9 protein-coding genes and 1 pseudogene are annotated in these 17,877 nt (G+C 70.0%); 7 read left to right on the top strand and 3 right to left on the bottom strand.

The features are described 5' to 3' along the window. Positions 1-32 precede the first annotated feature (32 nt). Entirely contained in the window at positions 33-1,064 is a 1,032-nt protein-coding gene (locus F0L17_RS13005; protein WP_155071201.1) for an alanine racemase, read from the top strand. 239 nt (positions 1,065-1,303) lie between these two features. Here F0L17_RS13005 and F0L17_RS13000 read toward each other — a convergent pair whose 3' ends face one another. Together F0L17_RS13000 and F0L17_RS12995 are read right to left on the bottom strand one after the other, a co-directional pair. After that, the gene (locus F0L17_RS13000) at positions 1,304-2,386 is read right to left on the bottom strand and encodes an inositol-3-phosphate synthase (RefSeq protein WP_155071200.1); all 1,083 of its coding nucleotides are present in this window, start codon (positions 2,384-2,386) and stop codon (positions 1,304-1,306) included. Positions 2,387-2,457: 71 nt separating this feature from the next. After that, on the bottom strand, positions 2,458-3,072 hold the full coding sequence (locus F0L17_RS12995) for a PadR family transcriptional regulator (RefSeq protein WP_155071199.1): 615 nt from the start codon (positions 3,070-3,072) through the stop codon (positions 2,458-2,460). 486 nt (positions 3,073-3,558) lie between these two features. Between F0L17_RS12995 and F0L17_RS12990 the strand changes: the two genes are divergently transcribed. From F0L17_RS12990 to F0L17_RS12980, 3 genes are all read left to right on the top strand, one after another. Beyond that, the gene (locus F0L17_RS12990) at positions 3,559-6,210 is read left to right on the top strand and encodes a transglycosylase domain-containing protein (protein ID WP_155071198.1); all 2,652 of its coding nucleotides are present in this window, start codon (positions 3,559-3,561) and stop codon (positions 6,208-6,210) included. A gap of 126 nt (positions 6,211-6,336) precedes the next feature. Continuing rightward, positions 6,337-7,878 carry a glycosyltransferase family 87 protein gene (locus tag F0L17_RS12985; protein WP_155071197.1) on the top strand — a complete coding sequence of 514 codons (1,542 nt, stop codon included), beginning with the start codon at positions 6,337-6,339 and terminating at the stop codon, positions 7,876-7,878. Positions 7,879-7,996: 118 nt separating this feature from the next. Continuing rightward, positions 7,997-9,361 (top strand): MFS transporter, encoded by a 1,365-nt coding sequence (locus F0L17_RS12980; RefSeq protein ID WP_155071196.1) that lies wholly within the window; start codon positions 7,997-7,999, stop codon positions 9,359-9,361. Here the strand turns inward: F0L17_RS12980 and F0L17_RS12975 are convergent. Then, entirely contained in the window at positions 9,333-10,817 is a 1,485-nt protein-coding gene (locus F0L17_RS12975; protein ID WP_162466144.1) for a CCA tRNA nucleotidyltransferase, read from the bottom strand. The genes F0L17_RS12980 and F0L17_RS12975 overlap by 29 nt on opposite strands. A gap of 272 nt (positions 10,818-11,089) precedes the next feature. Between F0L17_RS12975 and F0L17_RS12970 the strand changes: the two are divergent. The 3 genes and pseudogenes from F0L17_RS12970 to F0L17_RS12960 all read left to right on the top strand — a co-directional run. Then, positions 11,090-13,535: pseudogene (locus F0L17_RS12970) on the top strand (DUF6049 family protein); the annotation flags it as partial. Positions 13,536-13,593: 58 nt separating this feature from the next. Beyond that, positions 13,594-15,957 (top strand): murein biosynthesis integral membrane protein MurJ, encoded by a 2,364-nt coding sequence (gene murJ, locus F0L17_RS12965; RefSeq protein ID WP_155071195.1) that lies wholly within the window; start codon positions 13,594-13,596, stop codon positions 15,955-15,957. A 132-nt stretch (positions 15,958-16,089) separates the two neighbouring features. Beyond that, on the top strand, positions 16,090-17,877 hold the full coding sequence (locus F0L17_RS12960) for a protein kinase family protein (RefSeq protein WP_162466143.1): 1,788 nt from the start codon (positions 16,090-16,092) through the stop codon (positions 17,875-17,877).

The following is a 17,877-nucleotide window of genomic DNA, read 5'->3' as shown; positions in this document are numbered from 1 at the left end:
CGCCCGGACGATGAGAAAGGTTCCGCACGGCCATGGCGCTCTCCCTCTACGTCGACACCGAACGCTGGCGGGCGCACCAGCGGACGGTGCTCGAGCAGTTCCCGGGCCTGGTCCCGGTCTGCAAGGGCAACGGGTACGGATTCGGTCACGAGCGACTGGCCGAGGAGGTGGCACGCTTCGGCTCGGACGTCATCGCCGTGGGCACGACGTTCGAGGCCGCCCGCATGAAGGACTGGTTCAGCGGGGACCTGCTGGTGCTCACCCCCTTCCGCCGCGGTGAGGAACCGGTGCCGCTGCCGGACCGGGCGATCCGCACGGTCTCGTCGGTGGACGGGGTGAACGCGCTGGTGGGCGCCCGGGTCGTCATCGAGGTGATGAGCTCGATGAAGCGGCACGGAGTGCGGGAGGAGGACCTGGGCAAGCTGCGCGCCGCCATCGACGACGTGCGGCTGGAGGGCTTCGCGATCCACCTGCCGCTGGACCGCACCGACGGCTCGGACGCGGTGGAGGAGGTCATCGCCTGGATGGACCGGCTCCGGGCGGCCCGACTGCCGCTGGAGACGATGTTCGTCAGCCATCTGAAGCCGGAGGAGTTCGCCCTGCTCCGGCAGCAGTTCCCCCAGACCCGTTTCCGGGCGCGGATCGGGACGCGGCTGTGGCTGGGGGACCACAAGGCGACCCAGTACCGGGGCTCGGTGCTGGACGTGACGCGGGTGACCAGGGGCGACCGGTTCGGCTACCGCCAGCAGAAGGCGCTGGGGGACGGCTGGCTGGTGGTGGTGGCCGGCGGCACCTCGCACGGGGTGGGCCTGGAGGCACCCAAGACGATGCACGGCGTGACACCGCGGGCCAAGGGGGTGGCGCGGGCCGGGTTGGCGACGGTCAACCGCAACCTCTCCCCGTACCTGTGGGACGGCAAGCAGCGGTGGTTCGCCGAACCGCCGCACATGCAGGTGTCGATCCTGTTCGTGCCGGCGGAGGCGGCGGAGCCCAAGGTCGGCGACGAGCTGGTGGCGATCCTGCGGCACACGACGACGCAGTTCGACCGGTTGATCGAGCACTGAGAGGTCCGGCCCCGCCGCCCGACCGGCCGTCGTCCCCCGGCGGCGGGGCCGGTGGGCGGCGGGCGGCGGGACGGCAACGGTGAGGGCCCGGACACGATGTCCGGGCCCTCACCGTGTGCCGCCGGCCGGGCGGGGTGCGGCGCCCACGGCCCGACGGAGCCGCCCACCGGCCCCGTCAGCGCGCCGCCCGCCTGCCGTCGGCTCGTCGCCGCCGGTACGTCGAGGTCGGCCCGGCGTCGTCAGCGCTCGAGCTCGCCGCGGATGAACGCCTCGACGTTCTCGCGGGCCTGGTCGTCGAAGTGCTGGACCGGCGGGGACTTCATGAAGTACGAGGAGGCCGAGAGCACCGGACCGCCGACGCCGCGGTCCTTGGCGATCTTCGCGGCGCGCAGGGCGTCGATGATCACACCGGCGGAGTTCGGGGAGTCCCAGACCTCCAGCTTGTACTCCAGGTTCAGCGGGACGTCACCGAAGGCGCGCCCCTCCAGGCGGACGTAGGCCCACTTGCGGTCGTCCAGCCAGGCCACGTAGTCGGACGGACCGATGTGGACGTTGCCCTCGCCCAGGTCCCGGTCGGGGATCTGGGAGGTGACGGCCTGGGTCTTGGAGATCTTCTTGGACTCCAGGCGGTCGCGCTCCAGCATGTTCTTGAAGTCCATGTTGCCGCCGACGTTGAGCTGCATCGTGCGGTCGAGGACGACGCCGCGGTCCTCGAAGAGCTTGGCCAGCACGCGGTGCGTGATGGTGGCGCCCACCTGGGACTTGATGTCGTCGCCGACGATCGGCACACCGGCCTCGGCGAACTTGTCCGCCCACTCCTTGGTGCCGGCGATGAAGACCGGCAGGGCGTTGACGAAGGCGACCTTGGCGTCGATGGCGCACTGCGCGTAGTACTTGGCGGCCTCCTCGGAACCCACCGGGAGGTAGCAGACCAGGACGTCCACCTGGCGCTCCTTGAGGACCCGGACGATGTCGACCGGCTCCTCGGCGGACTCCTCGATGGTCTCGCGGTAGTAGCGGCCCAGGCCGTCCAGGGTGTGACCGCGCTGGACGGCCACACCGGTGCGGGGCACGTCGCAGATCTTGATGGTGTTGTTCTCGCTGGCGCCGATGGCGTCCGCCAGGTCCAGGCCCACCTTCTTGGCGTCCACGTCGAACGCGGCCACGAACTCGATGTCCGAGATGTGGTAGTCGCCGAACTGCACGTGCATCAGACCCGGCACGCGGCTCTTCGGGTCGGCGTCCTTGTAGTACTCGACGCCCTGCACCAGCGAGGCGGCGCAGTTGCCCACGCCGACGATGGCTACGCGAACCGAACCCATTGGCGGTTGCTCCCTGTGTTCTGTGGTCGTTTCCGACGGTGTTTTCCGGCGAGGACCCGCGGCGCGGACCCTCACGTGGCGGTGTCATCGGACGGATCGGGCGGGGTCTCCCCCCGTTGCTGATCACGCCCCGCCCGCTCGCTCTCGATCAGCTCGTTGAGCCAGCGGACCTCGCGCTCCACGGACTCCATGCCGTGTCGCTGCAGTTCGAGGGTGTAGTCGTCCAGACGCTCGCGCGTACGAGCCAGGGAGGCCCGCATCCTGGCCAGGCGCTCCTCCAGCCGGCTGCGCCGGCCCTCCAGCACACGCATCCGCACATCGCGTGAGGTCTGACCGAAGAAGGCGAAGCGAACGCCGAAGTGCTCGTCCTCCCAGGTGTCCGGGCCGGTCTGGGAGAGGAGCTCCTCGAAGCGCTCCTTGCCCTCGGCCGTGAGCCGGTAGACGATCCTGGCCCGTCGGCCGGTGAGCGGGGCCGTGAGGGAGTCGTCCGGTTCGCCCCCGGACTCCTCGATCAACCATCCCCGCTGCACCAGCGTCTTGAGGCAGGGGTAGAGGGAGCCGTAGCTGAACGCCCGGAAGACGCCCAGCGATGTGTTGAGTCGTTTGCGCAGCTCATAGCCGTGCATGGGCGACTCACGGAGCAGTCCGAGGACGGCGAACTCCAGGATGCCCGAACGCCTGCCCATCGCCGTCACCCCTTCCCGTCGTCTTCCCGTCGTCATCTCCCGTGGCTTCGCCGCCCCGCCCACGGTTCGCCCCGCGGCCATGTCCCACGGCGGTGTCTCACGGCGGTGTCTCACGGCGATGCATCGATCGATGTCTCGTGGCGATGTATCGAGTCGATACATCGTAACGATAGCGCAGACAATAGAACGTGACTCCGGAGGGAACAAGGGGATGACGCCCACAAGCGGAGTGAGCGGGTTCACATCCTGAATTCACCGAGGCCCGCTCATCCCTTTTCTCCTTGTACGCGGCAGTTGGCGGCCTTTGGCGCTGCGTAGTCTGTCCGCTGTGCAGAAAGTCCCCGGGAACCGACGAGGCCACGAACGCGTCCTCGTCCTGGGTGCAGTGCGGTCAGTTCTGGGAACGTGGGCGGACCGCACTTCGGGGGACTGGAAGTACACTGCCGCCTTCAGGCGCGAGCGCCTGCCCTAGGAGTAGCTGTTCCAATGAGCGAGCACCGTCGTAAGCCGCCGCAGTCCCGTGGTCGGCGCGCCGCACCGCCGCCGTCCGGTGGCCGTCGTGCCGCACAGCCGCGCGGCGCCGCCCCCGACCCCCACGGCATGCCCATGGACCGCCCCCACGGCGGCCGTGCCGAGGCCCGGCGCGCCGCGGCGGGAGGCGGCCGGCGCCGCGCCGCCGGGGCCACCGCGGCGAGCGGCCGAGCGCGTTCCGCCGCACCGGGGCGGAAGCGCCTCATCGACTATCCGCGGTCGGACAAGTACGGCTGGCGGCGCTGGATGCCGTCCTGGAAACTGATCACCGGCTTGTGCGCGACGGGCTTCGCCCTGCTGATCGGCATGGTGGGCCTGGCGCTGGCCTGGGTGGAGGTGCCGTCCGAGGCCAATGCCGCGGCGACCCAGCAGAACAACGTCTTCTACTGGTCCGACAACACCGTGATGGCCCGGGTCGGCGAGACCAACCGGCAGAACGTCAGCATCGACGAGATCCCCGCCTCGATGCAGAACGCGGTCGTCGCCGCGGAGAACGCCACCTTCTGGAAGGACAAGGGCGTCGACCCGGTCGGCATCGGCCGGGCGGTCGTCAACATGGCCACCGGTGGTGACACCCAGGGCGGCTCGACCATCACCCAGCAGTTCGTCAAGAACAACTACCTGACCCAGGAGCAGACCATCACCCGCAAGGTGAAGGAGCTGTTCATCTCCATCAAGGTGAACACCAAGATGGACAAGGATGCCATCCTCCAGGGGTACCTCAACACCAGCTACTACGGACGCGGTGCGCACGGCATACAGGCCGCCGCCCAGGCCTACTTCGGGAAGGACGCCAAGGACCTCGACCCGGCCGAGAGCGCCCTGCTGACCGCGGTCCTCAAGGGCGCCGATCTGTACGACCCGGCCGGCGGCGTGGGGCCGGACTCCACTCCCCAGAAGAACCTCAAGCGCGCCAAGAAACGCTGGAACTGGGTCATGGACCGCCAGGTCGAGCTGGGGATGATGAGCCAGAGCGAGCGGGACAAGTACACGTTCCCCGAGATCGCTCCCCGCAAGCCCCAGGCGGGCCTGAGCGGCCAGAACGGCTATCTGGCCTCCATCGCCGAGGAAGAGGTCAAGAAGAAGCTCGGCCTCAGCAAGAAGCAGTTCGACCAGGGCGGCTACCAGATCTACACGACCTTCGACAAGAAGAAGGTCGCCGCGATGGCCAAGGCCGTCGAGCAGATCAGCAAGAAGCACATCAAGCCCGAGGAGCGTCCCGAGAAGGACAAGTTCGTCCAGTTCGGTGCCGCCTCGGTCGAGCCGGGCACGGGGAAGATCGTCGCCCTCTACGGCGGCCCCGGCTTCGACAAGGGCCACTTCATCAACAACGCGGACACCGCGGGCATCCCGGTCGGTTCGACCTGGAAGCCGTATGTGATGGCCGCGGCCATGGAGTACGGCACGTACAAGAGCGACGGCGTGGGCATCTCGCCGGCGAGCAAGTACAACGGCGACAACGAGCTGAAGGTCAAGAAGCAGGACGGCACCGACTACCTGGACAAGAACGGCGACCCCTTCTACCAGGTCAACGACGGTGACCGGAGCCACGGCTACATCACGCTGCGCAAGGCCATGGAGATCTCCGCCAACACCCCCTTCGTCCAGCTCGGCATGGACGTGGGCATGAAGAAGGTGCGCGACGTGGCGGCGAGCACGGGCATCGAGGACGACAGCTTCGACCCCAACCTCAACCCGTCCTTCGCGCTGGGCACCTCCACTCCGGGCGCCATCGAGATGGCCAACTCCTACGGGACCTTCGCCGCCTCCGGAACCCACGTCGACGCCTACTCGGTCACCAAGGTGCTGCACAACGGCGAGGAGAAGGAAGGCTTCGAAAAGCCGCAGAAGGAGACGGTGATGGACTCCGACATCGCCGACACCATCACCGACGTCCTGCGCGGCGTGATCGAGAAGCCGCACGGCACCGGGTACGCCTGGGCCCGTGAGCTGGGCCGTCCCGCAGCGGGCAAGACCGGTACCACCGACGAGAACAAGTCCGCCTGGTGGGTGGGGTACACCCCGCAGTTGTCCACCGCGGTCACGATGTTCCGCACGGATCCCGACGAGGGCAAGCTGCTGTCGATGAACGGCACCGGTGGCTTCGAGTCGATCCACGGTGGTGAGCTGCCCACCCAGGTGTGGACGGCCTACATGAAGCCGGCCCTCCAGGGTCAGCCCGCCAAGGACTTCCCCGAGCCCGGTTCGGTCGGCAAGAAGATCGACCAGGTCGGTGCGCCGTCGCCGTCCCCGTCCGCGAGCGAGGAGCCCGAGCCGTCTCCGTCCGAGACCGAGACGGCCGAGCCCAGCCCGGACCCGAGCACCCCCACCCCGACGCCCCCGTCGCCGTCCGGCTCGGAATCCTGCCGTCCCATGGACTTCCTCTGCGAGGACACGGGTGGCAACGACAACGGCGGCAACGACAACGGGGGCACGGAGACCGAAGGCAACGACAACGGCGGCACGGAGACCGAAGGCAACGACAACGGCGGCACGGAGACCGAAGGCAACGACAACGGCGGCACGACCACCGAGGGCAACGACACGGGACGTCCCGGCAACAACGACAACGGCGGCAACTCCATCTGGGGTCCCAACGGCGGCTGACCCGACACGCCGCTCCGTCGCCCATCGCCCAGGGGGCGGCACCGGACTCCGGTCCCGGTGCCGCCCCCGTCGGCTGTGCGGCTCCGGACACGTCACCCGGCGGGGCGGTGCGGCAGTATGTGGCCCATGACGAGCGTGCGCCAGGCCCCCCAGGCACCGGACCCCCAAGCCCCGGATCCACAGGACCCGGTACGGCCCACCGAACAGGACGAGATCGCGGCCCGCGGTAGCGAGCTGATCGGTGGACCGGTGGGCCGTCGCGCGTCGACCGGGCGGCACTGGTGGTCTCCCGTGCGGATCGTGCTGTTGGTGGCGATGGGCATGTTCGCGCTTGGGATGGTGCAGAAGCTGCCCTGCTACGAGAGCGGCTGGTTCCGCGGTGCGACCAGCCAGTACGTGCACGCCTGCTACTCCGACATCCCGCACCTCTACACCGGGCGCGGTTTCGCCGAGGACCTCACGCCGTACTTCGACCGCATCCCTCCGGAGGTCTCCGGAGGGATGGAGTACCTGGAGTATCCGGTGTTGACCGGGGTGTTCATGGAGGTCGCCTCCTGGTTCACCCCGAACGGCGGCGAGATGATGCAGCGACAGCAGATCTACTGGATGGTCAACGCCGGAATGCTGATGATCTGCGCGGCCGTCCTGGTGGTGTGTGTCGCCCGCACCCACCGGCGGCGTCCCTGGGACGCCCTGCTGGTGGCCCTGGCTCCCTCCCTGGCTCTGACCGCGACCATCAACTGGGACCTGCTGGCCGTGTCCCTGACCGCGGCGGCGATGGTGATGTGGTCACGGGAGCGACCGCTCGCCTTCGGGGTGCTGCTCGGTCTGGCCACCGCTGCCAAGTTCTATCCGTTTCTGTTGCTGGGGCCCCTGCTGGTGCTCTGCGTACGCGCCGGCCGTTGGAAGGAGTTCGGAGTCGCGCTGGGGGGCGCCGTACTCTCCTGGCTGGCGGTGAATCTGCCGGTGATGACACTGGCGACGGAGGGCTGGGGCAAGTTCTACGCCTTCAGCCAGGAGCGAGGCGTCGACTTCGGATCCTTCTGGCTGATCGTCTCGCAACGCACCGGTGATCCGGTGGAGAACGCCAACACCTATGCCATGGTGCTGGTGGCCCTGGGGTGCGCGGCGCTCTGCGTTCTGACACTGCGGGCTCCGAGGCGGCCACGCTTCGCACAGCTCGCCTTCCTGGTCGTCGCCCTGTTCGTGGTGACCAACAAGGTCTACTCACCGCAGTATGTGTTGTGGCTCATCCCCCTGGCCGTCCTGGCCCGGCCCCGTTGGCGTGACTTTCTGATCTGGCAGGCCTGTGAGGTGATGTACTACCTCGGCATCTGGTACTACCTCGCCTACACCGGCAGCGGTGACGACCGCCACGGACTGCCGACGGAGGGGTACCAGTTGGCCATCGTGATCCACCTCCTGGGCACGCTGTACCTGTGCGCCGTGGTGGTGCGGGACATCCTCACGCCGGAGCGCGACGTCGTACGACTGGACGGCTCCGACGACCCGTCGGGAGGTGTCCTGGACGGCGCTCCGGACGTCGTCTCCTTCGCTCGCCCGCACCGGATCCGCCCGACGCTTCCGAACGATTCCTTCGAGGCAGTGCGTCAGTGGGACGTTCCGGACGGGGCGGAGCAGCGAGGCCACACAACCAACGGGAGCTGAGCCCGGAGCTCGAGCTCTCCCTTCGGGAGCGCGGAGCGTTTCACGTGAAACATCGACCTGCTCGCCGTGGGCGGGAGCCCCCCGCACCCGACGCCGGCGAGTGTGTGAGGCTGACCGCATGGCTGTTGTGCGTGATCTGCGCGTGCTCCTACGCTTCTCCGGCTTCCGCCGACTGCTGACCGTGAGGCTGCTCTCCCAGTCGGCCGACGGAGTCTTCCAGGTCGCGCTCGCCGCCTATGTGGTCTTCTCACCCGAGCAGCAGACCTCTCCCGTCGCCATCGCCTCCGCGATGGCGATCCTGCTGCTGCCGTACTCGCTGCTCGGCCCCTTCGCCGGGGTACTGCTCGATCGCTGGAAGCGACGACAGGTGCTGCTGTACGGCAACCTGCTGCGGGCCGTACTCGCCACCGTGACGGCCCTCCTGGTGCTGGCATCGGTGCCGCTGTGGCTGTTCTACCTCGCGGCGCTCTCGGTCACGGCCGTCAACCGCTTCGTCCTGGCCGGCCTCTCCGCGGCGCTCCCCCATGTGGTGGACGGCGAGCGGTTGGTCATGGCGAACTCCCTGTCTCCCACCGCCGGCACCCTGGCCGCCACCGCCGGTGGTGGGCTCGCCTTCCTGGTGCGGATCCCCGCGCCCCGGGGCACGGGGTCGGACGCGGCGGTCGTGCTCTTGGGGGCCGGTCTCTATCTCCTGGGTGCGTTGGCAGCCCTCCGGATCGGCCGTGCGACGCTCGGCCCTGACGCCACCGTACGACCACCCCGGCTGGGCACGGCCGTCGTCGAGGTCACGCGCGGGCTGGTCGCCGGAGTACGTCATCTGGGCGAGCGGCGCGGAGCCGCACGGTCGCTCGCCTCGATGGGGGTGATGCGCTTCTGCTACGGCGCCCTGACGGTGATGGTGTTGATGTTGTGCCGGTACGCCTGGGACGACGGCACCGGGGACACGGTCGCCTCCCGCACGGAGATCGCCGGTGTCGCACTCGGCGGCATGACACTGCTCGGGCTGGCGGTGCTCATCTCCGGAGTGGGGTTCTTCGTGGCGGCGGTGCTGACTCCCTGGGCCGTGCGGCGCACCGGCCGGTTCGGCTGGATCGCGGTGTGCTCGGCCGGCGCCGCCCTGCTGGTTCCCGCGTTGGTGTTGCCCTTCTCTCCCGTCCCGGTGCTGTGTGCGGCCTTCGCAGTGGGCCTGGCCACCCAGGGCGCCAAGATTTCCACGGACACGATCGTCCAGTCGTCGGTGGACGACGACTACCGAGGACGGGTCTTCTCCCTGTACGACATGCTCTTCAACGTCGCCTTCGTGGGCGCTGCGGGCGTAGCGGCCCTGATGCTCCCGTCCGACGGGCGATCGGCCACCCTGACGCTGATGGTGACAGTCCTGTACGCAGGGGTGGCCGTCGCCATGTTTCACGTGAAACACGCAGACGGCCACCATGGCGGACAAGACGGCGCGATCAGCCCCGGTCGGCCCACCACTGCCTGAGGGCCTCGGTCGCCGCTTCTCGCCCCATCGGGCCGTTCTCCAACCTCAGCTCCAGCAGGTGCCGGTAGGCCTCGCCCACCTCGGGTCCTGGCCTCAGCCCGAGGATCTCCATGATCTCGTTTCCGTTGAGGTCGGGGCGGATGGAGTCCAGTTCCTCCTGCTCCTTCAGCCGTGCGATGCGCTCTTCCAGGCTGTCGTACGCTCGCGCCAGGGCGTTGGCCTTGCGCTTGTTCCGTGTGGTGCAGTCCGAACGCGTCAGTTTGTGCAGCCGCTCCAGCAGCGGGCCGGCGTCACGGACGTACCGCCGCACCGCCGAGTCCGTCCACTCCCCGGTGCCGTAGCCGTGGAACCGCAGATGCAGCTCGACCAGGCGCGATACGTCCTTCACCATCTCGCCCGGGTACTTGAGCTTGGTCATCCGGGACTTGGTCATCTTGGCGCCGACCACCTCGTGGTGGTGAAAGGAGACCCGCCCGTCCTTCTCGAACCGACGTGTCCTCGGCTTGCCGATGTCGTGCAGCAGTGCGGCCAACCGCAGGGTGAGGTCGGGGCCGTCGTCCTCAAGGTCGATGGCCTGCTCCAACACGGTGAGGGTGTGCTGGTAGACGTCCTTGTGACGGTGGTGCTCATCGCGCTCCAGGCGCAGCGCGGGCAGCTCGGGCAGCACCCGCTCCGCGAGCCCGGTCTCCACCAACAGCTCCAGGCCCTGGCGGGGCCGATCGGCGAGGACCAGCTTGTTCAGCTCGTCACGGATGCGCTCCGCCGAGACGATCTCGATCCGTCCGGCCATGGCCTTCATCGCCGCGACCACGTCGTCCGCCACCTCGAAGCCGAGCTGGGCCGCGAAGCGGGCGGCGCGCATCATCCGCAGCGGATCGTCGGAGAAGGACTCCTCGGGGGTCCCGGGGGTGCGCAGCACTCGACGGGCCAGGTCGTCCAGGCCGTGGTGCGGGTCGACGAAGGTCTTCTCCGGCAGCGTCACCGCCATGGCGTTGACGCTGAAGTCACGGCGAACGAGGTCCTCCTCGATGGAGTCGCCGTAGGAGACCTCGGGCTTGCGGGAGGTACGGTCGTACGCCTCCGAGCGGTACGTCGTCACCTCGATCTGGTAGTCGTCCTTGCGACACCCCACCGTGCCGAAGGCGATGCCCACCTCCCACACCGCGTCCGCCCAGGGCCGCACCAGCGCCAGGATGTCCTGCGGACGGGCGTCGGTGGTGAAGTCCAGGTCGTTGCCGAGCCGTCCCAGCAGGGCGTCGCGTACGGAGCCGCCGACCAGGGCCAGGGTGAAGCCGGCATCCTTGAAGCGGCGGGCGAGGTCGTCGGCGACAGGGGACACCCGCAGCAGTTCGCTCACGGCTCTGCGCTGAGCCTCCCCGAGCACCGCTGGGGAAGCTTCCCGGGAGAGCCCGCGGGCCGGCTGCTGGGCGTGGCTGTCAGTGTTGGCGTTCGGCACAGCAGAACAGGGTACGTGGCCCGCCCCCCGGCCGTTCCTCCCCGTTCCACCGCCTCCGGGTCGCGCCCCTCCGCGAGGCCACGGCCGGCCACGCCTCGACACGGATCGTGGACCGGGTGGGGACGGACCGTGGCTCCCTTCCCGGTCCGGCCCGCTCCACGGCACTCACGGGCGACGGGAGTCGTTAGCATCTGGGTGCGTGCGTGCGCCAGGCACACCGGCCGCACACACCGGCACCGGAGGACCGACCGGCGAACAGGATGGACGAGCACGTGGCCGAGGCGGCAGAGACCCCAGGGACGACCCCCATCGCTCCCGCCCGACGCCGCCGGATGGTGTGCCTTCCGGCCGCGCTGACCGCCGCCCTGCTGCTCGTCGGTGTCCCTCCCGCCCTGTCGGAGGCCACCGCCGCGGACCGCGGTACCTCCGTGGCCCTCACCACAGCCGCGGCCGCCGCACCGACCGCCCCCACGGCTCCGTCCGCCGACGACTCGACGGCCACCGTCTCCGTCACCGGACTCACTCCGTCCGTCCCGAGTGAGGACGACACGGTCACCGTCTCCGGCCGGGTCACGAACACGAGCGGTTCCACCATCGAAGACGCCCGTGTCGCGCTCCTCGACGGTCCCCGGCTGACCACGCGCAGCGCCATGGCGGAAGCCGCGTCGCGTACGGGCTTCGCCCCCGGTGCCGACGGTGTGGAGGTCGGTGGCAAGGGCACCGCCCGGATCGGCGACCTCCCGGCGGGCGGCAGTCGCTCCTTCACCCTGGGCGTGCCGGTGGAGAAGCTGTCGCTGGACGAGCCCGGGGTGTACCAGCTCGGTGTCTCCCTGTCGGGCAAGCAACGCGGTGACGCCTACGAACGCGTCCTGGGCATCGGACGGACCTTCCTGCCCTGGCAGCCCACCGCCCCCGACGAGCCGACCCAGCTGACCGTCCTGTGGCCGCTGATCTCCTCCACCCACATCGGCGCCTACACCAAGCCCGAGGACCTGGAGCAGACGCCGGTGTTCGAGGACGACGGACTCGCCAGGGAGATCGCTCCTGGTGGGCGCCTCCAGCAGCTGGTCTCCCTCGGCAAGGACCTGCCGGTCACCTGGGTGGTCGACCCGGATCTGGTGGCCTCGGTCGCGGCGATGACCGAGCGGTACGAGGTGCGTACCGAGGACGGCACCACGGTCGAGGGCAAGGCCCAGGCGGATGCCCGCACCTGGCTGTTCGACCTCCAGCAGGCGGTGGAGGACGACGAGGTGGTCGCGCTCCCCTTCGGTGACCCCGACCTGGCCTCCCTCGCACACAGCGGCAGAAACGTCCCCGGAGCCCTCGGTCTCCTCGGTCCGGCCACCGAGCTGGGCAGGAAGACGGTGGAGACCGAGTTGCACGTCGATCCCAGCACCGACTTCGCCTGGCCGGTGGAGGGCGCCGTCGACCCGTCGGTCGTCTCCGTGGCCACCTCCGCCGGTGCCCACAACGTCATCGCCCGCAGCGACAGCCTGCGCGAGAACGGCGGGCTGAACCACACCCCCACCGCCGCCCGGCCGATCGGCGGCGGCACCACGGCGATCGTCGCGGACGCCCGGCTGTCGAAACTGTTCCAGGGCGACATGACGCGCGCCGCGAACTCGGTGGAGGCCGTACAGCGCTTCCTCGCCCAGACCCAGGCCATCACCGCGCAACAGCCCGGCAAGCAGCGCAGCATCGTCGTCGCCCCGCAACGCAGGCCCACCGCCAGTCAGGCCCAGGCGATGGCCGAGGCCGTCGACGCACTTCAGCTCGACGGCCGCTGGGTGGAGTTCGTGAGCCTGACGGAGGCGTCGAAGGCCAAGCCCGACCCCCGGGCCAACCGCACGGTGCCGGGACAGGGCTCCTACCCCTCGGCGCTGCGCAAGCGGGAACTGCGCACCGAGGCCTTCGAGGAGATCCGCGCCGTCAGTGACTCCCTGGAGGACTTCAAGAGCATCCTCTCCCAGCCCGACCGGGTGGAGACTCCCTTCAGCAACGCCCTCCACCGCGCGATGTCCGCCTCCTGGCGGGGTGAGCGGGAGGAGGCCGCCGAGTACCGGGCGGCGGTGGGGGAGGACCTGGAGGAGCTGACCGACGGGGTCCGACTGGTTCGGAAGTCGGAGATGAAGCTCTCCGGCCACAGCGCCACCATCCCGGTGACGGTGCAGAACAGGCTCCTCCAGGACGTGGAGAACCTGGAACTGCGGCTGACGTCCGGACGCCGGATCGGCCTGAAGGTCGACGAGGCGCAGCCGGTGAGGGTGGCGGGTGGCCACAGCCAGTCCGTGAAGGTCCCCACCACCGCCAAGGCCAACGGGCGCACCTGGGTGCAGGCGCAGCTCTACACCGAGGACGGCGAACGCTGGGGCGATCCGATCAGGTTCCAGGTGGAGGTCACCGAGATCACCTCCGCGGTGATGCTGGTGATCTCCGGCGGTGTGCTGTTGGTGGTCCTGGCCGGGGTGCGGATGTACACCCAGCGCAAGCGCAGGACAGAGCCCTTCCCCGACCCGGACGCCCCCCTGGCGTCCCCGGCCACCGACGTCGGAGAGGATTCCGTGGACGACCCGCGGGACGGCTCGGGAGGCGGAACGGCCGGCGAGGGCTCCGGCGGGGGGCGTGACGGGGAGCAGGCGGGTGACCGGTCCGAGGACACAGGCTCCCCGGGCCACCAGAGGAAGCGCCCCCTCCGTCACGGGTGAGAAGGTGGACCGTCGAGCAAGCTGTCGGGGCCGAGCACAGCGGCCGCGGACGATGAGGTGGGGTTGCAGCGATGAACGCACCGTACGACCGTGACCGCGGCGGCAGGCCCGGGGACCGGGACACCGCCGGAAGCGGCCGGGAGCCGTACGGAGACGGCCCGTACGGGCGGGAGCAGGAGTACGGGCAGGACCCGTACGGCCGGAGCACCCCACGCCCCGACGTCCGGGACATGTACCGACAGCCACCGCCGTCCCGGCACGCCCCCGACCCGCGGCGCTGGGCGCCCACTCCCGCGCCGGAGCCGGAGGGCCCGTCCCGGCGGCTTCCCTACGGGGACGACCCGGCGACCGTGCGCTTCACCGGGGTGGACGACCTGTTGAGCGGAGCCCCCGGCGAGGAGGACGGACGGGCGCGCGACGGTGCTTTCGAGCACCTCTACCGCGACCAGCGGGCTCCCGCACCGCAGCAACCGCACCCCCATGCGCACCCGCCGCACTGGCACCAGGGCCCGCCGCCACCGCCGTACCAGCAGCCACAGCAGCCCCAGGCGGGTGCTCCGGGCCCGTACGGCCACCAGGGGGAGCCCATGCCCTCCCAAGATCTCTCCGGCCCCCCTGGGCCTTCCCAGGGCTTCGAGGGACAGCACCCTCCGGCGCCCGGTGCCTCGTACCCCTCCTCCCCGTCGTCACCGTCGTTCGCCCCCGGCCCCCAGACCTCACCCGATCCGGAGGACGCCGCGGAGCCACCGGCCGAGACCGCCGCCAAGCCGACCCGCCGCGGCGGGGGCGGGGGCGGGGGCGGGGGCGGGGGCATTCTGAAGTCCAGCGCCATCATGGCCGCGGGCACCATGGTCTCCCGGCTCACCGGCTTCCTCCGCACCCTGGTGATCACCGCCGCGCTCGGTGCCGCAGTGCTCGGCGATGCCTACACCGTCGCCTACACGCTGCCGACGATGATCTACATCCTCTCCATCGGCGGCGGCCTGAACTCCGTCTTCGTGCCCCAGCTCGTCCGGGCCATGAAGAACGACGAGGACGGCGGCGAGGCGTACGCCAACCGTCTGCTCACCCTGGTCGTGGTCCTCCTCGGCGGCCTGGTGGCGCTCACCGTGCTCGGGGCCCCGCTGCTGGTGCGGCTGATGTCGGTGTCCATCGCCGGCAACCCCGAGGCCAACAACGTGGCGGTCACCTTCGCCCGCTACTGCCTGCCCACCATCTTCTTCATGGGCGTCCACGTCGTCATGGGCCAGATCCTCAACGCCCGCGGCCGTTTCGGCGCGATGATGTGGACCCCCGTCCTGAACAACGTCGTCATCATCACCACCTTCGGCCTGTTCATCTGGGTGTACGGCACGGCCCGCACCTCCGGGATGAGCGTGGAGACGATCCCGCCGGAGGGCGTCCGGCTGCTCGGCGTCGGCACCCTGCTGGGTCTGGCCGTCCAGTCGCTGGCGATGATCCCCTACCTGCGCGCCGCCGGGTTCCGCGTCCGGCTGCGTTTCGACTGGCGCGGCCACGGGCTGGGCAAGGCCGCTCGACTCGCCAAGTGGACCTTCCTGTTCGTCCTCGCCAACCAGGCGGGCGTGCTGGTCGTCACCCAACTCGCCACCTGGGCCGGTAAGGCGGCCGAAGCCGATGGTCACTCCGGCGCCGGCATCCTGGCCTACAGCAACGCCCAGCTGATCTGGCAGATGCCGCAGGCCATCATCACCGTCTCGGTGATGGCCGCGCTGCTGCCGCGGATCTCCCGCGCGGCCCACGACGGCGACCCGGGTGCCGTCCGCGACGACATCTCCCACGGGCTGCGCACCTCGGCCGTCGCCATCGTGCCCGTCGGCTTCGCCTTCGTCGCCCTCGGCGTGCCGATGTGCCTGCTGATGTACTCCTCCGCGACCGTCGACGCGGCCATGTCGATGGGGTACACCCTGATGGCCTTCGGTCTCGGCCTGATCCCCTACTCCGTCCAGTACGTCGTCCTGCGCGGTTTCTACGCCTACGAGGACACCCGCACCCCCTTCTACAACACCGTCATCGTGGCCGCCTGCAACGCCGTCGGCTCCGTGCTGTGCTTCCTGGTACTGCCCAGCCGTTGGGCGGTCGTCGGCATGGCCGCCGTCTACGGCGTCGCCTACGCCGTGGGCGTCGGCGTCGCCTGGAAGCGGCTGAGCCGGAGGCTCGGTGGCGACCTGGACGGCTCCCGCGTGGTGCGTACCTACATCAGGCTCTGTGGTGCCGGTGTTCCCGCCGCGCTCGCCGGCGGGGGTGTCGCCTACGCCGTCCTGGGCGCCCTCGAGCCCGGTTTCCTCGGTGGCGCGGCCTCACTGGTCGCGGGCGGGTTGGTGTTGGGCGTGGTCTTCGTCCTGGCCGCCCGGCGTATGCGGATCGAGGAGCTGACCGCCATGATGGGCATGGTCCGGGCCAAGCTCGGCCGCTGACGGCCGCTCGCCGACCGCCGCCGTACAACCATGGGCCGCACTCGTGTGTCGTGCACACCGGCGGACTGCGGGCACAATTGTCTCTGGCTGTGTTGGGAACAGGCTGCAACGACTGGGGAGGCGGGACCGACGGTGGCGGAACGGAGCACGGCTGCCGTCGACGTGGCCGATGTGAGCGGTGGGGCGAGTGGCAAGGAGAAGCCCTCGACCACCGAAACGGAGCAGGCCACGACCGACGGCGCGACGGAGCACGACAGTGATGACAACGCCACGGCGGACAGCACCCGCGCCAAGGGCACCACAGCGGATACCGACACCTCCGCACCACGTTCCTCCAAGCCGGTGAGCTCGGCCTCCCAGCCTCCCCAGCCCCCCGAGTTGCACAGCGGCCACAAACTCGCCCGCCGCTACCGTCTGGAGGAGTGCGTCACCCGCCTCGACGGTTTCAGCAGTTGGCGCGCCGTCGACGAGAAGTTGCGCCGTGCCGTCGGTGTCCACCTCCTCGCAGCCGATCACCCGCGTGCCCGACCCGTCCTCGCCGCGGCCCGTTCCGCGGCCCTCCTCGGCGACCCCCGCTTCGTGCAGGTCCTGGACGCGGTCGAGGACGACGACATCGTCTACGTCGTCCACGAGTGGCTTCCCGACGCCACGTCCCTCGCCACCCTCCTCTCTTCCGGCCCGCTGCCGACCCATGAGGCCTACCAACTCGTCAGCCAGGTCACCCAGGCGATGGCCGCCGCCCACCGCGAGGGACTCTCCCACCTGCGGTTGACCCCGGGTTGCGTACTGCGCACCGGCGCCGGTCAGTACCGCATCCGCGGCCTCGCGGTGAACGCGGCCCTGCGCGGCATCACCTCCGACCATCCCCAGCGCACCGATACCGAGGCGATCGGCGCCCTGCTCTACGCCTCCCTCACCCAGCGTTGGCCGTACCGCGAGGACGCCTACGGGCTCAGCGGCATGGCCGAGCTGACCGGCGACTCCCTGGTGCCACCGGACCAGGTCCGGGCCGGGGTGCACCGCGGCCTCTCCGAACTGGCCATGCGCGCACTCGTCAACGACGGCGCCACCGCCTCCCGCCAGGAACAGCCGTGCACCACTCCCGAGGAGTTGGCCAAGGCGATCGCCGCGCTGCCGCGCATCCGCCCGCCGGAGCCCGAGTTCGTCGCACCGCCCTTCCACCCCACCACCTACCGGCAGGGGTCCTACGGCGCTCCCGCGAACCGTGTCGCCGCCGGCCCGGCGGCTCCCGCCCCCTCCCCCGCTGCCCTCGCCCCGCCCGCGCCTCCGACCTTGCCCGGCCGCACCGGCAGGTTCCTGAAGTGGAGTGTCTCCGCTCTCCTCATCGCGGCGCTGGGCCTGGGGAGCTGGCAACTGGCCGACGCGTTGATCAACGGGGACTCCGGCGCGTCGTCCTCAGACGACCAGGGCCAGGTCGAGCAGCAGAAACAGCCGGGGGCCGATCCCACCGGCAAGCCGGTGAAGGTCTCCGCCGCCCATGCCTTCGACCCGCTCGGCGATGGCGCGGAGAACGGCGACGACGCCGACGCGGCCATCGACGGGGACACGGGCACCTCCTGGCCGACGGTCCCCTACTTCGGGAATCCCCGACTCGGCAACCTCAAGGACGGGGTCGGGCTGATCCTCGATCTCGGCAAGCCCCAACAGGTCAGCAGCATCGAGGTCACCTTCAGGGGCAGAACCTCGGTGGACTTCCTCGCCGCCGCCAAGGACACCACCGCTCTGCCCACCTCCGTGGGCGACTTCAGCAAGGTCAGCAGCGGCACCGGGGAGAAGGTCGAGCTGCGGGCCAAGAAGCCCATCACGACGCAGTACGTCCTGGTATGGCTCACCGAACTCCCCATGAGCCCGGAAGGCAACTACCGTGGCCGCATCGCGGAGGTCGAGGTCCGTAGCTGA

Source organism: Streptomyces taklimakanensis (assembly GCF_009709575.1).
Lineage (GTDB): Bacteria > Actinomycetota > Actinomycetes > Streptomycetales > Streptomycetaceae > Streptomyces > Streptomyces taklimakanensis.
The sequence above is the reverse complement of the archived record's forward strand: the minus strand, read 5'-3'. Positions and strand labels throughout refer to the sequence as shown.

Excerpts from the sequence above, each read along its gene's own strand:
- F0L17_RS13005 (WP_155071201.1), top strand. The coding sequence starts at position 33 with ATGGCGCTCTCCCTCTACGTCGACACCGAACGCTGGCGGGCGCACCAG.
- F0L17_RS13000 (WP_155071200.1), bottom strand. The coding sequence starts at position 2,386 with ATGGGTTCGGTTCGCGTAGCCATCGTCGGCGTGGGCAACTGCGCCGCC.
- F0L17_RS12995 (WP_155071199.1), bottom strand. The coding sequence starts at position 3,072 with ATGGGCAGGCGTTCGGGCATCCTGGAGTTCGCCGTCCTCGGACTGCTC.
- F0L17_RS12990 (WP_155071198.1), top strand. The coding sequence starts at position 3,559 with ATGAGCGAGCACCGTCGTAAGCCGCCGCAGTCCCGTGGTCGGCGCGCC.
- F0L17_RS12985 (WP_155071197.1), top strand. The coding sequence starts at position 6,337 with ATGACGAGCGTGCGCCAGGCCCCCCAGGCACCGGACCCCCAAGCCCCG.
- F0L17_RS12980 (WP_155071196.1), top strand. The coding sequence starts at position 7,997 with ATGGCTGTTGTGCGTGATCTGCGCGTGCTCCTACGCTTCTCCGGCTTC.
- murJ (WP_155071195.1), top strand. The coding sequence starts at position 13,594 with ATGAACGCACCGTACGACCGTGACCGCGGCGGCAGGCCCGGGGACCGG.